19 protein-coding genes and 1 tRNA gene are annotated in these 17755 nt (G+C 33.5%); 5 read left to right on the top strand and 15 right to left on the bottom strand.

The window, feature by feature from the left end:
- Positions 1–6: 6 nt before the first annotated feature.
- The gene (gene bcp, locus ACJJVP_RS16920; RefSeq protein ID WP_405415547.1) at positions 7–459 is read left to right on the top strand and encodes a thioredoxin-dependent thiol peroxidase; all 453 of its coding nucleotides are present in this window, start codon (positions 7–9) and stop codon (positions 457–459) included.
- A 79-nt stretch (positions 460–538) separates the two neighbouring features.
- Here bcp and ACJJVP_RS16915 read toward each other — a convergent pair whose 3' ends face one another.
- A complete protein-coding gene (locus ACJJVP_RS16915) occupies positions 539–1993 on the bottom strand; it encodes a nicotinate-nucleotide adenylyltransferase (RefSeq protein WP_036153740.1) in 1455 nt (484 codons plus the stop codon).
- Between the two features lie 170 nt (positions 1994–2163).
- Here ACJJVP_RS16915 and ACJJVP_RS16910 point away from each other — a divergent pair, with 170 nt between their 5' ends.
- Together ACJJVP_RS16910 and ACJJVP_RS16905 are read left to right on the top strand one after the other, a co-directional pair.
- On the top strand, positions 2164–2940 hold the full coding sequence (locus tag ACJJVP_RS16910; RefSeq protein ID WP_405415544.1) for an MBL fold metallo-hydrolase: 777 nt from the start codon (positions 2164–2166) through the stop codon (positions 2938–2940).
- Positions 2941–2942: 2 nt separating this feature from the next.
- Positions 2943–3437: a hydrolase gene (locus tag ACJJVP_RS16905; protein ID WP_405415542.1), complete on the top strand. Its 495-nt coding sequence runs from the start codon at positions 2943–2945 to the stop codon at positions 3435–3437.
- Here ACJJVP_RS16905 and ACJJVP_RS16900 read toward each other — a convergent pair.
- From ACJJVP_RS16900 to ACJJVP_RS16880, 5 genes are all read right to left on the bottom strand, one after another.
- Positions 3434–4093: an alpha/beta hydrolase gene (locus tag ACJJVP_RS16900; protein ID WP_405415539.1), complete on the bottom strand. Its 660-nt coding sequence runs from the start codon at positions 4091–4093 to the stop codon at positions 3434–3436. The two genes, ACJJVP_RS16905 and ACJJVP_RS16900, sit on opposite strands and share 4 nt — an antisense overlap.
- Positions 4094–4097: 4 nt before the next feature.
- Positions 4098–4427, bottom strand: a complete 330-nt coding sequence (locus tag ACJJVP_RS16895) for a hypothetical protein (protein WP_405415537.1) — start codon at positions 4425–4427, stop codon at positions 4098–4100.
- A gap of 1 nt (position 4428) precedes the next feature.
- Complete coding sequence (locus ACJJVP_RS16890) at positions 4429–5688, bottom strand: dihydroorotase (protein ID WP_405415534.1); 1260 nt, start codon at positions 5686–5688, stop codon at positions 4429–4431.
- A 26-nt stretch (positions 5689–5714) separates the two neighbouring features.
- Positions 5715–7631, bottom strand: a complete 1917-nt coding sequence (locus tag ACJJVP_RS16885) for a BatA domain-containing protein (RefSeq protein WP_405415532.1) — start codon at positions 7629–7631, stop codon at positions 5715–5717.
- Between the two features lie 83 nt (positions 7632–7714).
- Positions 7715–8722 carry a glycosyltransferase family 2 protein gene (locus ACJJVP_RS16880; protein ID WP_405415531.1) on the bottom strand — a complete coding sequence of 336 codons (1008 nt, stop codon included), beginning with the start codon at positions 8720–8722 and terminating at the stop codon, positions 7715–7717.
- Positions 8723–8880: 158 nt separating this feature from the next.
- On the opposite strand from ACJJVP_RS16880, the gene ACJJVP_RS16875 reads away from it, so the two are divergent.
- A tRNA-Ser gene (locus ACJJVP_RS16875) sits at positions 8881–8965 on the top strand.
- Positions 8966–9146: 181 nt separating this feature from the next.
- The gene (locus tag ACJJVP_RS16870; RefSeq protein WP_405415529.1) at positions 9147–10478 is read left to right on the top strand and encodes an ATP-binding protein; all 1332 of its coding nucleotides are present in this window, start codon (positions 9147–9149) and stop codon (positions 10476–10478) included.
- On the opposite strand, the gene ACJJVP_RS16865 is transcribed toward ACJJVP_RS16870, so the two are convergent.
- From ACJJVP_RS16865 to ACJJVP_RS16825, 9 genes are all read right to left on the bottom strand, one after another.
- On the bottom strand, positions 10465–11484 hold the full coding sequence (locus tag ACJJVP_RS16865) for an adenosine deaminase (protein ID WP_405415527.1): 1020 nt from the start codon (positions 11482–11484) through the stop codon (positions 10465–10467). The two genes, ACJJVP_RS16870 and ACJJVP_RS16865, sit on opposite strands and share 14 nt — an antisense overlap.
- A 125-nt stretch (positions 11485–11609) precedes the next feature.
- A complete protein-coding gene (locus tag ACJJVP_RS16860; RefSeq protein ID WP_405415525.1) occupies positions 11610–11993 on the bottom strand; it encodes a DUF3037 domain-containing protein in 384 nt (127 codons plus the stop codon).
- Positions 11983–12762 carry a HipA family kinase gene (locus tag ACJJVP_RS16855; RefSeq protein ID WP_405415523.1) on the bottom strand — a complete coding sequence of 260 codons (780 nt, stop codon included), beginning with the start codon at positions 12760–12762 and terminating at the stop codon, positions 11983–11985. The genes ACJJVP_RS16860 and ACJJVP_RS16855 overlap by 11 nt, the downstream gene beginning before the upstream one ends.
- 122 nt (positions 12763–12884) lie before the next feature.
- Complete coding sequence (locus ACJJVP_RS16850; RefSeq protein WP_405415521.1) at positions 12885–13508, bottom strand: hypothetical protein; 624 nt, start codon at positions 13506–13508, stop codon at positions 12885–12887.
- 39 nt (positions 13509–13547) lie between these two features.
- Entirely contained in the window at positions 13548–13817 is a 270-nt protein-coding gene (locus ACJJVP_RS16845; protein ID WP_405415520.1) for a hypothetical protein, read from the bottom strand.
- Between the two features lie 95 nt (positions 13818–13912).
- The gene (locus ACJJVP_RS16840; protein ID WP_405415517.1) at positions 13913–14593 is read right to left on the bottom strand and encodes a hypothetical protein; all 681 of its coding nucleotides are present in this window, start codon (positions 14591–14593) and stop codon (positions 13913–13915) included.
- A gap of 116 nt (positions 14594–14709) precedes the next feature.
- Positions 14710–15441 carry a YoaK family protein gene (locus tag ACJJVP_RS16835; protein WP_405415515.1) on the bottom strand — a complete coding sequence of 244 codons (732 nt, stop codon included), beginning with the start codon at positions 15439–15441 and terminating at the stop codon, positions 14710–14712.
- A gap of 237 nt (positions 15442–15678) precedes the next feature.
- A complete protein-coding gene (locus ACJJVP_RS16830) occupies positions 15679–17379 on the bottom strand; it encodes a DUF4375 domain-containing protein (protein ID WP_405415513.1) in 1701 nt (566 codons plus the stop codon).
- A gap of 54 nt (positions 17380–17433) precedes the next feature.
- Positions 17434–17751 (bottom strand): hypothetical protein, encoded by a 318-nt coding sequence (locus tag ACJJVP_RS16825; protein ID WP_405415511.1) that lies wholly within the window; start codon positions 17749–17751, stop codon positions 17434–17436.
- Between the last annotated feature and the right edge of the window lie 4 nt (positions 17752–17755).

The following is a 17755-nucleotide window of genomic DNA, read 5'->3' as shown; positions in this document are numbered from 1 at the left end:
TCATTTATGAATACGTTAAAAGTTGGTGATAAAGTGCCATCGTTTTCTTCTAAAGATCAAGATGGAAATACTATTAAATTAGAGGACTATTCAGGTAAAAAACTAATTGTTTTTTTCTACCCAAAAGCAAGCACTCCTGGTTGCACTGCTGAAGCGTGTAATTTAAGGGATAATTATAAAGAATTACAATCTGAAGGCTATGAACTTTTAGGGGTAAGTGCAGATTCTGAAAAAAGACAAGCTAAATTTAAAGAGAAATATGAGTTTCCTTTTCCGCTATTGGCAGATGAGGATCATACCGTTATCAATGCATTTGGTGTATGGGGTTTAAAGAAATTTATGGGGCGCGAGTATGATGGTATTCATAGAAAAACCTTTGTGGTAGATGGTGAAGGTATAGTTACAAAAGTAATTGATAAAGTAAAAACTAAAGATCATGCAGCGCAACTATTAGATTGATATTTAGTTGATTATGTAAAAAAAAAGCGCCCATTTCAAATGCGCGCTTTTCGTTTCTTATATATTGAAAATCAAATGTTTATTCTGTTTCTTGGTCTTCTGTTTTTCTAGTGAACAGTTGTTTTTGCTTAATGATTTCAGCAATTCCTTCTGGTAGCATTTGTTCCCAACCTTCGTCGTTGTTCATTAATTTTTTAAGAACATCCCTAGAGAAAATATGCATTACCTCTGGTTCGTAATCTATGATGTCCATTACCTTACCGTTGTACTTAAAGAATTTATATAATTCTTTCATACGTGGGTGCACTTTAACGTTATTACTGGTCATGATTTGACCGGTATCAGCATTTTTCATTGGGTATAGATATACCTGTAAATCTTTAAAGAATAATTTACCAAATGCCTCTAAAATACCACCACTTAAATGACGGTAGTATTTTTCATCGAATATGTCTACTAGGTTGTTTACACCCATGGTTAAACCAATTCTATTTTTGGTATAGTTATTAAAGTACTCTACTAATTTGTAATATTCTTGGAATTTTGAAATCATTACAGAATGACCAAGAGAACAAAGTAATTCTGCTCTGTCCATAAAATCTTGCTCATCAATTTCACCGGATGCTTTAAGGTTGGATAGTGTTATTTCAAAAATAACGATAGTATTGTTTTGATCAACACCTTTATCACGAATGAAAATGTCATAAGACTTTTCAAACATATCTAAATTCACTTTGGTAACGGGTCTAAAACTACCACGTAATGCCAATATGTTCTTTTTGTAAAGTACAGCTGCTGGTAGTAGGTTATTGCCATCAGGACCGAACATTACAGCATCTGTCATGTCATTCTTAATAAGCTGTAAGCTCATTAAACGGTTATCAACCTCTTTAAAGTTTGGTCCAGAGAAGTTGATCATATCAATCTCTAGCGTATCCTTATCTATATGGTCATATAAATATTTCAACATTTTCTTAGGCTTATGATACTTGTAAAAAGCACCATAAATTAAGTTTACCCCAAGAATACCCAATGTCTCTTGTTGTAGTCTTGCTTCGTTCTGCTTAAAACGAATATGAAGAATTATCTCGTCATATTCTTTTTGATTTGGGTCTAGTTGGTAACGAATACCGATCCAACCATGACCTTTATATCTTTTAGAAAAATCAATTGTGGCTACCGTATTTGCATATGAAAAGAATAACCTTTCTGGGTGGTTATCACGACTAATACGCTCTTCCATCAATTGCATTTCATAATGCAGCATGGTTTTTAATCTCGCCTGTGTTACATAGCGTCCATCAGACTCAATACCGTAAATAGCATCACTAAAATCTTTGTCGTAAGCACTCATTGCTTTTGCAATGGTACCAGAAGCACCACCTGATCTAAAGAAATGACGTGCGGTTTCTTGTCCGGCGCCAATTTCTGCGAAAGTTCCGTATATATCCGGATTCAGATTTATGCGTAGGGTTTTTGCTTTAATAGAGGGAATATTTTCAAAAACACTATCTCTTTTTAATACCGATGCCATTTTTTACCTGTTTAGCTTTTAACAAAGTTATAAAGAATGGTTGTTACAATGCACAATAGCCGCAAAAAAATGGCATAAGTTTCGGTTATTGTTTTTATTCCCTTTTAAATACAGCGATCTTATAATTTTCAGTAACCAATTTTATTAAAAAGGAATTAAATTTGTAATACATGATTAACAATTTACGTGTTACTTTTTTAGGTACGGGAACTTCTCAAGGAATTCCCATTATTGGCAGTACGCATCCGGTTTGCTTAAGTGATAACCCAAAGGACAAAAGATTACGGGTTTCAGTTTTACTTTCTTGGGGTGATTATAATTATGTAATTGACTGTGGACCAGATTTTCGTCAGCAGATGCTTAGGGAGAATGTAAATCATTTAGATGGTATTCTGTATACGCATGAACATTCTGATCATACTGCAGGGCTTGATGATATTCGCCCCTTTTTCTTTAGGCAAGGTAATATTCCAGTTTATGCCCATAGTAGGGTGGTAAAATCATTGAAAAAAAGATTTGACTACATATTTCAAGAAGAAAACAAATATCCAGGTGCACCTACTGTAGATATTAATCTTATAGAAAACAATGTTCCTTTTTCAATTGGTGGCCAAGATGTAACTCCTATAAACGTATTACATAATAAGTTACAGGTATTTGGTTATAGAATAGGAGATTTTACTTATTTGACTGATGTAAAAACGGTACTTCCAGAAGAAAAAGAAAAAATAAAAGGGACTAAGGTTCTTGTAGTTAGTGCATTGCGTATAGAGCCCCATATTTCTCATTTCAATTTAGAGGAAGCCCTTGCGTTCATAAAAGAAATTAACCCAGAAAAGGCATACCTAACCCATATTAGTCACCTACTTGGTTTTCATGACGAGGTAGAAAAAATTTTGCCAAATAATGTACATTTGGCTTACGATAACTTAACAATCACTATTTAATTATGAAGAGCAAAATATACCTTTATTTATTCCTATTTGTATCCCTGATCTGTTTATACCTAGTTGTTAGCAGTGGTAATATGACCAAAGCTAATGCTGAAACAATTACAAGGCTAGAGAGTAAGGTTGAAAATTTGAAAGACTCTGTTCAAAGATCATCTTTAAAAGTGTTGGATATGCAGTACTTTTCATTAGAAAATAACGATGATGCCTTAGCTTATTTTGAGCATTTAGACTTGCAAGACCCTTCTGGGTACGTTGCTGATAAACTATTGGAAACCAATGCGCAAAAAGGGGATAACCCATTAGTGCCTTACGAGGGAATGCAGAGCGATTTTAAAATCAATAAAATAAAGGTTTTAAACCACAAATGGATTCTTACCGATTTCTCGGATGGAAAATATTGGGGAGAATTGTTAATCAAGTATGAACTAAAAGATGATCTTGGGGTAGACTTTACTTTGATAGATCACTTATTGTATACTCGTAGTAATTAGATTTTATCTGAGATCCACTTTTTAAGAGCGTAGAAATTCTGTGGAGCAACACCATGCCCTGCAGGAAATTCTTCATATACATGTTTAATACCCAAGTTCTTTAAAAGCTCTGGCGCCTTTCTTGCCCAATCTACCGGTATCACTTGGTCCATATCTCCGTGAGAACTGTAGAAATTAAGGTTGTCAAAGTTGTTTTCCTTATAAGAATCTACTAGAATGGATTCGTTGATGTATCCGCTTAAAGCAATAATGTTTTTTACTTTTTCAGGATATGATAATGCAACGGCATAGCTAAGAATTGTACCCTGACTGAAGCCTAAAAGGTTTACATTGTTTTCATCCAAACCGTACGTAGAACAAGCCTCTTCTATAAAGGTCTTTATTTTATCACGAGATGCTATAGCTTGGTCATCATCGCTCCATTTTCCTTTTTCGTCATCAAAATTAATGGCATACCACGCATAACCATAAGGTTGTAAAATATAAGGAGCACGAACAGCAATAATGCATAGTTCTTCTAGTAACTCTGGTGCAAAGGAAAATAAGTCTTCTTCATTACTACCGTAACCATGCAGCATAAATAAAACTGGCGGTTTTTTATCTGTAAGACTAGACGGTCTAATAATGTGTTCTAAAGATAGGGGAGCTGTTGTCATTGTATTATTTAATAAAAGTGAACCATTTTTGAAAATACGGACCTACAATAGGCACAATTTGTTCTTTGTTACTTAATGCACCAATAAAGCCATATACCCAAAGTACAATGTAGCAAAGGTATAGGCCATAAAGCGCATATTGGTTGAACCAGACACTAGAAAATATAGCAAAGCCATGAAACATTAAGTGTAGACCAAATGCTTGACGAGTATGTATTCTTGCAAAACGATATTGTGGTTCGTTATTCATAGACAGGGCGATTATTGCCCCAATGATGGTTAAATAGGCAATTATAGCTGTTGTTCTGCCTGGTATTTCGGGAGATTTCTCCATGTTACTTATTTAAAACTAATTTGTTATTTGCAACGGCACCTACTACTTTTCCTTTCATTTGCTTGCCAATTGCGATGGAGTTTTTACTGGAGCTAAAGATCTGATCTTGTGAAAATTCATAAGTATCATCTGTAGTAAAAAGCGAAAGGTTTGCTTCTTGTCCAACTTTTAGCTGTGGCTCTGTCATTCCAAAAACAGAACGCCCTTTAGTTAGCAAGGTAATGGTCTCTTCCATATTAAAAAGTTCATTTAGCATACCAAATATGCTTTCTAGTCCTATTGTTCCAAAATCAGCATTGTCAAATTCTACATGCTTTAGTTCTATATTTAAAGGAGTGTGATCAGATGTCACAAAATCTATAGTTCCATTTTTTACTCCTTTTTGAAGTGCTTTTATATCTGCTGCCGTTCTCAGCGGTGGCATTACTTTAAATTGTGTGTCAAAATTTTCTAAGGCACTATCTGTAATAACAAGGTTGTGAGCTGCTACACTACAAAACACCTGTAATCCTTTTTTCTTGGCGTCGGCTATAAGTTTCACAGAATTTGCTGTAGAAATGGTAGGTATAAATAATTTTCCTCCCGTATATTCTAATACAAATAAATCTCGTGCTATCTGTAATTCTTCCGCCAGAGCAGGAATTCCTTTCAAGCCTAATTTTGTGCTGGTAACACCTTCGTTGACAATTCCTTTTCCGGATATGCTTTTATCCAACGGAAAAGAAAATACCATTCCGTCAAAATTTTGAGCATATTGAAGGGCAATTTTTAAAAGGTTGGCATTTGCCATTGGATGTTTATAATCATAAAAGCCCAAGGCGCCGGCATTTTTCATATCGTAAAGCTCCGCCAGTACTTCACCTTCACCTTTTACGGTCAAATTCCCTAGAGGGTGTACCCTTGTTAATTGATCCTTGGCTGCATTTTTTAAGTATACAATATCTGATGCAGAATCTGGTGTTGGGTTACTACTCGTATTTAAAATAACATCTGTAAATCCGCTTTTTGCAGCAGTTAGTAATCCGTTTTCAATAGTTTCTCTTTCTTCATAACCAGGCTCTCCAAAACTAACTCCGCTATCAAACCAACCAATTGAAACATGTAAATCCTTTATGGCTATAACTTTTGTTTTACCGGTAGGCTCAATAGTAGTCTCAATAGCATCTATAACGCCATTTTTAATAAGAATATCCCTCTTTTTCAAATGAAGGCTCTTCGTGCTCCCATTTACTATAGTCACTGATTTTAGAAGTATATTCATAGGTTTATGGGTGGTATGTTAATAGGTTATTTTAAGAATCTTTGCAGTACCGTTTCTATTAAAACAAAAGCCAGTGCTAAAATAGCAAACCATTTCCAAAACTCGTTAATGGCATTGTCTTTTTGACTTTCTAAAAAGAAATTTGATACTGATGTATTACTGTTATTGTCTGGGAGCGCAGTATATAATAATTCGCTCTCTTTTCTGTCATTATTAAAGCTGATGTGTCTTATCGTTTTGTCATTGTGCATAATTTTATAGATACCGGCTTCTTTTGGGTTTTCTATAAAATTAACCTGAACCTTTTTAGGTAATACCCGTTGCTGAGGAATAAACTCATTATTATCATTAGCTATTTTAATGATATCATCTTGTTGCAAAGTAAGGGGTAATTCTATTTCCGTTTTGCTACCAATACTTGCATATAATGGTGGAAGTTTTAAACTATTCATACCCATATTGTAAAAAGCAGGAACAATTAAGGGTGAATTCTTGAAATTTGAATTATCAATACTTAAAGCTGCAGTAAAGAAATATGCATTTTTAGACCCTACTAAAAAGGGTTCATTATTTTGATAAGACAATGCCACCGGAGCTTTTGTACTAATTCTATAGCGTTCTTGAACACTGGGAAATTGAAAATCCGTTACTTTTTTATCGAAAACATTCTCAAATAACGGGTGTGCAGTTTTTACAATGGCAATGGGTATTTCTTGTTCTATTTCAGTAGAGAACCTAGTTGCATCATAAGCACTAGATAATTGATTGTAAGAGTCAATATCGCCTTTTGTAGCAGGTATGAATATAAAACTACCTCCGTTGGTACTCAAGGATTTCAACGCGGTAATAAGCGAGCTTGGTAATTTTGATATTTCGTTTAGAACTACTAAATCCTGATTTTCAATAGTGCTATAGTTTAATTGCGCTAATGTGCTAGTGGTGAAGCTAAAATCTTCATCGGTATATATGCGCTTTAAATAATCTGCAGATGTATTGCCAATTACCAATACCTTAATTTTCGATTTTTCGTCAATGTTGAAGAAGAATTGATTGTCATAATCCAACCCCGTATCCATCATGGTTACCTTACCCAAGACAATGTCTTTTGCATTTATGGTAAAGCGTACATCCGCTTTTTTGTTTTGATCAAAATTAGCGCCTGTTTTCGCTATTAGCTTAGCATCATTTAATAAAGACACAGGTATGGTCTTTTCTTCAGAATTTGTAGTTAATTGTGCTACTACCTCTATGTTATCATTACTACGCTCGGCTATAAAAACCGTATCTATAGCCGTATTGCTGAGGATTGTATTACCAGGTTTTATATACTGTATATTGATGGTGCTGGTTGAATCTACATCGGTTAAATTACCCATACGTTGTTGAAAATCTGATATAAGCACCAAGTTTTTTTGTGAAGCGGTATTATCACTGAAATAGGTTTTTCCTTTTAGAATTATTTCAGAAATACCTAATTGCTCTGAACCTACGGAAAGATTCAGAAGGTCATTTTGAATATCTTTTATATCAACATCTTTATATACCTGTTTATTGGTGAATAATGTAAAACGTTGATCAGAAGGTATGTTGGTTATAAAATCTTGAATGGTATTTTTAAATAGGCTGCCGTTATCAATTTGCCCGTTCATGCTAAAAGAATCATCTATATAAAAAACGTTTTCTTTTTCTTGTAGGGCATTGTCATTAGCCATAAATGGTTGGGCAAATGCAAAAACTAATGCTGCTAGTAAGCCCATTCTTGTAAATAACAGTAACCATTTTTTTAAAGTGCTGCTTTTTCTAGACTCAGATACTACTTGTTTTAAGAACTTTACATTGGTAAAAGGCGTTTTCTTAAATCTGCGTAATTGAAATAGATGAATTAATATAGGAATGAGTAGTAGTAAAAGACCCCAAAGAAGTTCTGGATATTTAAATTGCATTCCTAATTTTGATTATAGCAAAGATAATTATTTTGAAATTAGAAGCTTGTGAGAAATCAACTAATATTTTTGTTCGTCTATGATCAGCAAAAGAAGAAATAATCTACCGATGATTTTTGTTCCAATTCTTTAAAAAACGATTTGATCATAGTTTGGTCGTCTTCGTTAGCAACGGTAATAATGGTTTTGGAATTTTTTGATTCTTTTAAGTTAGAGTAGTGGGTCAGGCGGATACCGTAAATATCTTTCCCAATTTTCTTTTCATTATCACAGACCCATTGAAAAGGAATATTTTTCTCTACAAGCAGATTGGCAATCGTTTTTCCTTTTTTACCAGCGCCCCATACCACTAGATTGTCTATTGTTTGGTATTCCAATTTCAAGAAGTAGTGCAACTTAATATCCAAGAAATAATTCTGTGCGTAGTGCTCGCTGGTTCGCGATGTTCTGTTGTCGTAATCTCGCCAATAATGTAGGGTAGTGGTGCAGGGTATGCACTTTAGGCTTAATTCATAGAAACGGAAGGCAAGGTCATAATCTTCAGGATAACGATTAGGATTAAAAGTATCGCTAGCTTCAAAATCTTCTTTATGTACCATCCAACAAGGGGAGGGTATTACGCATTCCTTATATATTTCTTTAAAATTATCCCCAGTAGCGGTTAATTTGTTCAACCACTTCTCATAACGGTCGTAACCGTCATTTACTCCTGCTTTTGAAAAATATTTTACCTTCCCTACAGCAAGACTTCCTTTTCCTTGTTGTACTAGAGAATTGACCATGACTTCTATTCGTTTTGGGCTCATGTGATCATCAGCATCCATTCTTGAAATATAATTACCACTACTATGTGCGTATGCTTTTCTAAGTGCTGTTATAATGCCGGATTCGTCATTTGAATATATTTTAAATCGAGCATCATTGGCTGCAAAAGTTTTGGCAATTGCTAAACTATTATCGCTTGAATTATCGTTTACAGCAACAACCTCCCAGTTTTTGTAGGTCTGATTTTGAATGGATTTTAAACATTCTTCAAAATATTCATCAACATTTTTAAAAGGAATAAGGATACTTACAAGCGGTTTTGTCATCGTGGCAAGGTAATAAATAACTGAAATTCAACCTTTTCATTTCTTTGAAAAAATTTTGAAATCACAGAGATAAAAAATAATTAAGAAAAGACTTTATTAGATAAGAAAACCTTTATATATTTGCACCCGCATTCAGGGAATACCTGATGAGGCACTCAGGAGAAATGGCAGAGTGGTCGAATGCGGCAGTCTTGAAAACTGTTGAGGGTCACACCTCCGGGGGTTCGAATCCCTCTTTCTCCGCATAGAGCAAAGCTCAATATCTTTTTGATATTGAGCTTTTTCTTTTTTAAAGTTATAATTAAATTTTCACGACTATTTACTAGGCTATAATTTTTTAACACGATTATCTTATATTTATCATATCAAATAGATGATGCGCCCTATATTTGCTGCTCTTAAAAACACTGCGCTTAGATAGACTATGATAAAAGCCAAAATTCATGAAAAGGAAAAGGAAAGACTAGCTCTTTTAAATTCATATTCTATATTAGATACCTTACCTGAAAAAGATTATGACAATCTTACTAAACTGGCAGCTGAAATTTGTCAGACGCCAATTTCTTTAATTACATTATTAGATGATAAAAGGCAATGGTTCAAGTCTCATTACGGACTAGGAGTATCTGAAACACCCATTGAAGATGCCTTTTGTGCACATGCTATAACGAGTGATGATGCTATTTTTACAACGGAAGATGCTAGGCAAGATGCTCGTTTTAAAAGTAACCCTTTAGTTACTGGTGATCCCAATATTGTATTTTATGCAGGCATTCCTCTAAAAAATGCCAATGGTTTACCGTTGGGTACGTTATGTGTCATTGATAATAAGTCAAGAAAATTAACAGAGAGTCAAAAAGAATCTTTGAATATTTTATCTGAACAGGTTATTAATTTATTGGAACTTAGAAAGAACAAATTAGAACTTGAAAGGGCGCATAAGAAATTAAAGAAATTTTCTAAAAAATTAGAGAGAAAGGTTTTTCAGCGTACAAATCAATTAGAAATTAAGACTATTAAGTTAGAACTGATGATTAATGATTTGGAGTCTTTTAATCATATATGTAGTCATGATTTGCAAGAGCCACTTCGTAAAATTCAAATGTTTATTTCTCAGGTTAGTGATAATGAATTTAATAATCTTACTGAGGCTGGTAAACATAAATTGGAAAGAATTGATCGGTCTGCAGCTCGTATGAGGAATCTTATTCAAGACTTATTGACTTACGGGGCTACCGAGACTATTGATAATAGTTTAACTACGGTTTCTTTAAAGAAATTGGTATTAGATGTAAAAGATGTTTTAAGCGAAGAACTTAAGCAGCATAAAACAGTCCTTAAAATACCTAAAGATTGTGAAATTACGGTTAGACCAATACAGTTTAAACAATTGCTGTTCAATCTATTTACTAATGCAATTAAATTCACTAAAAAGGAAGATAAACCTGTTATAAAGGTAATGGGCAAAATTGTTGATGGTGCAGATTATCCTGAAATAGATTTAGCTGAAGACAAACGTTATTCTCATATAACGGTATCTGACAATGGTATTGGTTTTGATCAAAAATATGAAAGTAAAGTTTTTGAAATTTTTCAGCGATTACATAGTGATGAAGAGTACCAAGGTACTGGTATAGGTCTTGCTATTGTAAAACGAATTGTTACTACCCATAACGGTCAAGTTAGGGTAGAAAGTTCTCTTGGTAATGGTGCTGTTTTTGAACTATTTATTCCGCTTGCAGTTAAAGCGATTTAAAATAATCCTTTACTTCTTGGATGTGCTGTTTTTTAGATTCATCGTTCAACCAACTTGCTTCAAAACCATTAATAGCTAATTGCTCTATTTGTTCTAAACTTAAGTTTAGCGCTTTTGCAGTTTGGTAATAATTCTCGTTCATATACCCACCAAAATAGGCAGGATCGTCTGAATGTATTGTTGCAACGATTCCCTTATCAAGCATTTTTGCGACTGGATGTTCGTCCATTTTCTGAATCACTTTCAGCGCAATATTACTGGTAGGGCATAAGGTTAAAGCAATTTTGTTGTCAACCAATCTTTTAACCAAGGCTTCGTCTGTTAAACAACGATTGCCATGATCTATGCGTTCTACTTTTAAAATATCTAAAGCTTCCCAGATATATTCTGCCGGGCCTTCTTCTCCTGCATGGGCAACAAGCTTGTAGCCCTGTTCAGCAGAGGCTTTAAATACTTTTTCAAATTTACTTGGCGGGTTTCCCATTTCCGATGAATCTAAACCAACGCCATCGATAATATCTTTAAACGGTAACGATTCTTCTAAGGTTTTAAAAGCATCTTCTTCACTCATATGACGCAAATAGCTCATGATAAGTTTGTAAGATATAGTTAACTCATTTTTTCCCTTTTCTAGAGCGCGGTGAATTCCTTTTATCACCACATCAAAAGCAACACCTCTTTCGGTATGTGTCTGCGGGTCAAAAAATACCTCTACATGCTTTACATTTTCACTGTGTACTTTGGTTAAATACGCCCAAGTCAAGTCAAAGAAATCTTGCTCGTGTAATAGTACCTGCGCGCCAGCATAATAGATATCTAAAAATTCTTGAAGGTTGTTGAATTTGTATGCTTCTTTAACTGATTCAATAGAATCATAGGGTAAAGTGATATTGTTTCTCTTTGCAATTTGGAACATTAATTCTGGCTCAAAACTCCCTTCTAAATGTAAATGCAATTCCGTTTTTGGAATGCCTTGTATGATACTTTGAAGTTTTGATGTTTCCATGTGAAAAAGATTTAAATACTTTAATGATTTAAGTAGGTCTAAGATTTTTGACAAACTTACTTATTAAACGTGATAATTACGAATGGTAAATGCGACAACAACCTTTTTTATAAGCTAAAGATTTTTTACAGAACATACTTATTAAATATGTCTTCTAGTTCTTTTTCTGGATCTGTACTTAATCCGGATCGGGTAGTGGAACTTTGTATAACCGTGCTTCTACAAGCTGTTAACCAACCAAAACGGTCAGGTAAATCTAACTTACCTATTGGTCCGCCAACTTCCTTTCCTTCACAAATCAATTTCCAAGCTTTTAGATATTCGTTTAAGATTTCGTATTCTATTTCCGGAGAAAATGCTTTTAACTTTTCTTCATCGATTTGATACTTGATATCTAAAAATTTTGTCCTTTTACAGAATAAAATCACACCTACATTAAAAAACTCTTCTCGTTCAACTTTCGGTACAATTCTAACTATTGCAAATTTAAATGTGTGTCTATCTTGCATCTTCCGCTTCTTTTACTAAAACATCGATCATAGATAGCTTAGTGGTTGTAAATTTAATATAAGCTGCTCTTTTTTCATCCGCATTTAAAACATCAGATTCGCTCGTCAACCAATCTTCTGGTATGTTTGAAACAATTTCAGTTACTTTCTCTAGGGTAATAATTTTTTGAATTTCTGCGGCAGCTTCTGGTAGGGCTGTGGCTTGTTGTAAAAGTACATGGTCTTTTATAAAAGGAAATGTTCTAGTTAGGTGACTCTCCCAAGTATCCCAATTATGGTGAAAATAGAAACTTGCCCCGTTGTCTATCACCCATAATTCGTTATGCCAGTATAATAGATTTGCATTTTTAGCGGTACGGTCAATATTGCTTATTAAACTATCTAACACCACAACCTTTGAAGCTGTCATGGCATCTGCCTTAGAAATTAAAGGATCGAAAGTAATGGCGCCTGATAAAAAGTGTAAACCAAGGTTAAGCCCTACGCTAAACTTCAGTAAATCTTGAATTTCTTCGTCAGGTTCTGTTTGTCTAAAAGAATCTTCTAAGTTCATAAATACCAACTCAGGTACTTTTAAACCGATTACACGTGCCAATTCACCACCAATAAATTCAGAGATAAGTGATTTTTTACCTTGCCCAGAGCCTCTAAACTTGAGAACATACAAAAAATCATCGTCGGCTTTTACAATTGCAGGCATAGAGCCGCCTTCTCGTAACGGTTGTAAATATTGAACAACATCTACTGTTCTAATATCAAGTGAATTCATAAAATTAAATATAAGGCTATAATGCTAAGTGTAATACCGCAAATTTAATTGAACGATTTTTATTAGCTGCATTTTTATAGAAAAGCACTACTATTATTCCACTAGAAACTTTGAAGTATACACTAAAACAAAACCTGAGATATAAGATTTAACGGAAGCTGCTTGTTCTGGTGAATTTTTGTTTTTAAATGTATTGAATAATTTTTGGTAACCTTCAGTTTTTCAAAAGCTTTAAACTGCTTTTTTTTGAAAGCTATAAACTGCTTGTAATCGAAATTTCTGGCTTCACTAAAACATCCATTTTCAATTTCCAAAAGAATATAATTACTGTATGTTGAAGCATAACCTTGGTGTACATAGTCTACTATTTCGCCATAGGGTAGGGTTAAAATACCCGAATACCAATCAATAACTATTTTTTCATTACTAGTAAAAATATCAGTATAAATAGATTCCCATTTTATTTCTCCGTTTTCTTCATAAACAGGTGTTGTTAAGTCTGTTACAAGTAATTGATTTTCTATAATTTCGAAATGAGCAACATAACCTCGCCATAATGCCGATGAAACTTCTTCAGGTTTTTTGTCAGGATGTTTTTTAAAATAGGACTCTAACGGGTTGGTGTGCAATTCATAGATAATACCTTCATACATCAACTTATCTGGGTATTGCGCTGTTACAAGGTCTTCTGCCTTGGCGAAATTTAATGATATGAGTGAGATAAGTAGAAATAGAATGTTTCTCATTTTAATAGGTGATGATTGAATATGTACGTACAGTAAAACCTAAATAACATTGATTACTATTTCTAGAATATAATGCGTGCAGCCAACAATTATAGCTATCAAAGTAATAAGAATAAAACGAAAAAGAGTTGCTTTGCTATTGCCATGAAGTTTGTTGTTCAAATAAAAAACATCTAGTAGAATGAATATAAGAGCAATAATAAGCCCAACAATTGTGCCAACTTGTACTAAAGCCCATTCATATACCATGCTTGCAAACGAGAATTTGTCATCGTCAGATTCTGGTGGTGCACCTAAAACTATGCGCATATGTAGAAACCCTAAAAGTATAGCTACAATAAACCAGCCGAGATAATTAAGTATTCGCTTTACCATATATGGTTAACGCTTTTTGACTCGCTTTGTTATTGCTCTACTTCATTTTCTAGTGGAGAAATCATTATATGTGCTCTGTGCGTACCAGGATTCATGATCCAAGGGTGATTGGGTGCAGACGGAGTTTCTGGTAAGCCAATTGATGCTGATGTTGCAAAAGGGGTGTATATCACATAACGAAGCTTTGCACCATCAACTTTTGATGTTTCTACATCATATGCAGCATTTGGACCGTAGTAAATGTGTAATGCAGAACCGGGAGTAATTTTTATTTCACCAGATTTCACTTCAGCTTCTCTAATAGCAAAAATCTCATCCGCAGATTTGCCTTCAGCACGTAATTCTCTACCTCTTGCCATAAATGCGTCTAAATCTTTATGATAGCAAGCGGCATTGAAACCATCTTTCTTTGGGTCATCTGCAAGTACGATATACTCACTATCACCTTCTTTTAAGGTTACGAACTCTCCAGCCATATTATAACCAATTACTTTACTTGTAGCTCTACTTTCTGCAGGTGCTGCCATTAATGCCGTAGCAATAAGATCTTCATCTGTTTCTATGGTTTTTAATTGCTTTTCAATTTTCGCAATTGCTTCTGTAGTTGTGTCTGCATCTGTATTTTCTGCAGATGTTGATTTGGATTTATCTGATGAGTTACAGGAAATCAATAATGTGGCGATAATTAATGTGGAGAGTAGATGTTTCATAGTTTTTGGTGTTATTTCGATATTGTTAGAAGTAAAAGGATTAAGAACTTCTTTTAAAAATACGCATTCATTTTTTATAACATATCACCGTTTGTCTTAAAAAGGGTAACTAAAACTCAACGCCTCGCGTATTTTCTTTTGGTACGTATTAATTGATATCTAAAATCATCATAGAACAAACTTGCCAATAGAAATAATGCACCAAAAATCAGTGTATTCAATTTTAAGTTGAGTTGAAGGTAAAGGAATCCGCCAACGATTCCTCCAAAAAAGAAGAAGCAAATTATGTAAAGACGGAGTTTAATATTAGATTTTAATTTTTCCCTATTAGGATGCTTTTCTGGGAAAAATAATTGGGATAGCTCAATTCCTAAATCTGTAAATAGTCCCGTTAAGTGTGTTGTTCTAACTACTGCATTTGAAATTCTTGTAACGAAAGAATTTTGGAGCCCCATAGCAAAGAGTAGCGCGCAGATAATTAAATCTGGGTAAGTGATTTCAAAAGCATCACTGTAAAGCGGTATGGCTATTAGAATTAGACATTCAATTAAAGTAGGTAATACAAAAACATTTAATTTTTTATTCTTTCTAAATTTTTCAATCAAAAAACTAGAAAAGAAAGATCCAAAGAGAAAAGAAAATATATAGAGGAAATAGACAGTGCCTTTCCAGAACTCTAAATTTGCAACATCGTTCATGAAAAGTGCAAAATGCCCAGTAACATTGGTAGTTAGTTGGTTATAAGCCAAAAACCCCGTTACATTTACAATGCCTGCTACAAAAGATAAAATAGTGGCAATTTGCAGATTGTGCTTTAATTTTCTGCTCTTGCCTTGATGTCTAAACATTCCGTTTATGATTAAATCGGTATTAGAAAACGAAACTAATAGTAGTAACTATATTCACTTCATGTACCAAAAGCGGAGAACTTTTAATGAAGTAATTATACTAATCAGTAAGATTTCTGTAAGTACAAAGGTATTTAAATCTAAGAACGAATAAAGTATTCGTATTAACTTTTTAAAGACTTACTATTCCAATTGAAGTTTATGTTTAAAATTAATAAATCTTGTAAGTAATAAGCATTATGAGCTAAGCCTTAATTTAAAGTGAACAATTATATATGAATTAATCGCTGTGCCATTTTTCAATGCTGGCTTAAATTTCATTTTCCTAATACTTGATTCTACTTCTTCTCTTAAAAATCCATTGCTTGCCATAAGAAAATCTGAATTGGTAGTGTGTCCCTCTTCATTAATTGATACAAAATAGTTGTAGCTTAATTCATAATCTTGTGGATAATTATCAAATAGAGAAACCGAAGCTTTAAAGGAGCCTTCTAATGCTGTTTTATTCAAGATGATGGGGTAGGAGTCTGCTGTTTCTAATTTCCTATTAATTAGCCATTCGTCTTCCATTTCACAAACGATAGTAGTTTTTACTTTAGGATCTTTGAACATTGGTAACTCCTCACTCGAAATCAACTTGCCTAATTCATAGTTTTTTTCTTCCTTTAAATTGCCGTTGTTATAGTATGTACGGGTATACCCATGTTGCTTTCCGTCTTTAAATTCTTGATATAAAGTGACCTTATCGTTTGTTATACTTTTAGAAACTCCATCTCTTACGAAGTTTTTATATGTTGTTTCATATATGCTAATTTTAGAGCGAGATATCCATTCTGAATAATAAATACCTGTACCATTTATTAGAGTTTGCTCACCATTTTCATTCCAATAATTAATTAAACGTACTTTTTCTTCCGTAGCCTCACCTTCTAGTTTTTTACTACCATCTTTCCAGAATAGAAACCATTTGCCAATTCTTGTTGTGTTATTGGCAAAATAACCTTCTTCTTTTAATTGGCCATTGTCGTACCATTCTTTGAGCTCGCCATATTTTTTGTCAGTTTCGGCATTTCTTTCCTCTATTTTTTTAGGAATACCGCTTTCATAAAACCATTTATGAATTAACTTGTTCTCCGCATCACTTTTAGTTACTTCATATTTTAAGAGGTCATTTTCATAAAATTCTTGTCGAATACCTGTTTTTTTTCCTTCGATGTATGTTATGGATTCTTTAAGATTTCCATTTTGAAAAAAGGTTTTGTATGCTCCGTGAATATGACCTTTTTGAATACTAAACTCTTCTTTTAACTTTTGATCTTCATAATATGTTTTATAGGTGCCAGAATAGTTTAAATCGAATGGTGAACCATCCTCGTCTATACAGATTTCATTGGGGTTTTTACGAACGTAATCCTCTATTAAGGACATGGTATTACCGTTCATCTTATAATATTTATTATCAAGTACAGAAAGCTCATCTAATCTTTCATAGAGGTCACTACCAAACAAATCGCTTTGTTGCGCCTTAGTCATTAGTTTCTTGTTTTTTTGATAGATGTTTTCTGCTTTTTGAGCCAATTCAGCCATTTCAATATCACCAATATGTTGCAGACCTTTTATAATGGTTGGCATATAATCACCATAGCCGTTATAGTAGAATTGTACAAAGCCACCATTAGTAACCTGTGCGTCTAAATACCACCAATAGTAAAGTGCTTTTTGCCCATAAGATAATGCTTTGCCACGCTCAATTTCATGTTCTTTATCTTGTACGAAATTTGATAATGGTTCAAGAACGAACCACCCAAAATCAAAACCACTTAGCTTGTAGTAATCACCTTTATTAAGTTGCGGTTTAAAATGCTTTTTTTCATTAAATACCCAGTAAGGATCATTATGGTTATTGTCTTTGCGATTAAAAATTTGAAAAAGCTTCATTTACTTAATTTTAATGTAAAGTATGTAAAAGGTTTATGATAAAATTGCTGATTTTTAAACTAAATATTGAAGTATCTCTGTAATTGAAGATAGAATTAATAGACCAAGTGAAATTGTAATCATCAAATTGATTATAAACCCAATTTTTTTCTTTGTTGTATTGGGCTCTTTAAAACCCATAATAGAATAGCCCAAACCAATTAGGGCAATAAAAGCACTGCCTAAACTTAAAAAACCATTTATCATTGATTTAAGGTCGGATCCTTGTTGTGTATCTAATACCAAACTTGTAATTATGATGATAATAATAATTATTACCGCCATTATGGCAAATTTATAGGCTGTATTAGATTTTGGATTTTTTAATGTCATATTA

The organism is Maribacter sp. Asnod1-A12 (assembly GCF_045063735.1).
Lineage (GTDB): Bacteria > Bacteroidota > Bacteroidia > Flavobacteriales > Flavobacteriaceae > Maribacter.
This window is presented reverse-complemented; position numbering and strand designations above follow the sequence as displayed.

What these genes read in the sequence shown, in the direction of transcription:
- ACJJVP_RS16885 (WP_405415532.1), bottom strand. Translation starts at nt 7,631, where the DNA reads ATGCAATTTAAATATCCAGAACTTCTTTGGGGTCTTTTACTACTACTC.
- ACJJVP_RS16890 (WP_405415534.1), bottom strand. Translation starts at nt 5,688, where the DNA reads ATGAATATACTTCTAAAATCAGTGACTATAGTAAATGGGAGCACGAAG.
- ACJJVP_RS16870 (WP_405415529.1), top strand. Translation starts at nt 9,147, where the DNA reads ATGATAAAAGCCAAAATTCATGAAAAGGAAAAGGAAAGACTAGCTCTT.
- bcp (WP_405415547.1), top strand. Translation starts at nt 7, where the DNA reads ATGAATACGTTAAAAGTTGGTGATAAAGTGCCATCGTTTTCTTCTAAA.
- ACJJVP_RS16825 (WP_405415511.1), bottom strand. Translation starts at nt 17,751, where the DNA reads ATGACATTAAAAAATCCAAAATCTAATACAGCCTATAAATTTGCCATA.
- ACJJVP_RS16835 (WP_405415515.1), bottom strand. Translation starts at nt 15,441, where the DNA reads ATGTTTAGACATCAAGGCAAGAGCAGAAAATTAAAGCACAATCTGCAA.
- ACJJVP_RS16855 (WP_405415523.1), bottom strand. Translation starts at nt 12,762, where the DNA reads ATGAATTCACTTGATATTAGAACAGTAGATGTTGTTCAATATTTACAA.
- ACJJVP_RS16915 (WP_036153740.1), bottom strand. Translation starts at nt 1,993, where the DNA reads ATGGCATCGGTATTAAAAAGAGATAGTGTTTTTGAAAATATTCCCTCT.
- ACJJVP_RS16840 (WP_405415517.1), bottom strand. Translation starts at nt 14,593, where the DNA reads ATGAAACATCTACTCTCCACATTAATTATCGCCACATTATTGATTTCC.
- ACJJVP_RS16865 (WP_405415527.1), bottom strand. Translation starts at nt 11,484, where the DNA reads ATGGAAACATCAAAACTTCAAAGTATCATACAAGGCATTCCAAAAACG.
- ACJJVP_RS16880 (WP_405415531.1), bottom strand. Translation starts at nt 8,722, where the DNA reads ATGACAAAACCGCTTGTAAGTATCCTTATTCCTTTTAAAAATGTTGAT.
- ACJJVP_RS16845 (WP_405415520.1), bottom strand. Translation starts at nt 13,817, where the DNA reads ATGCGCATAGTTTTAGGTGCACCACCAGAATCTGACGATGACAAATTC.
- ACJJVP_RS16905 (WP_405415542.1), top strand. Translation starts at nt 2,943, where the DNA reads ATGAAGAGCAAAATATACCTTTATTTATTCCTATTTGTATCCCTGATC.
- ACJJVP_RS16850 (WP_405415521.1), bottom strand. Translation starts at nt 13,508, where the DNA reads ATGAGAAACATTCTATTTCTACTTATCTCACTCATATCATTAAATTTC.
- ACJJVP_RS16830 (WP_405415513.1), bottom strand. Translation starts at nt 17,379, where the DNA reads ATGAAGCTTTTTCAAATTTTTAATCGCAAAGACAATAACCATAATGAT.
- ACJJVP_RS16910 (WP_405415544.1), top strand. Translation starts at nt 2,164, where the DNA reads ATGATTAACAATTTACGTGTTACTTTTTTAGGTACGGGAACTTCTCAA.
- ACJJVP_RS16900 (WP_405415539.1), bottom strand. Translation starts at nt 4,093, where the DNA reads ATGACAACAGCTCCCCTATCTTTAGAACACATTATTAGACCGTCTAGT.
- ACJJVP_RS16860 (WP_405415525.1), bottom strand. Translation starts at nt 11,993, where the DNA reads ATGCAAGATAGACACACATTTAAATTTGCAATAGTTAGAATTGTACCG.
- ACJJVP_RS16895 (WP_405415537.1), bottom strand. Translation starts at nt 4,427, where the DNA reads ATGGAGAAATCTCCCGAAATACCAGGCAGAACAACAGCTATAATTGCC.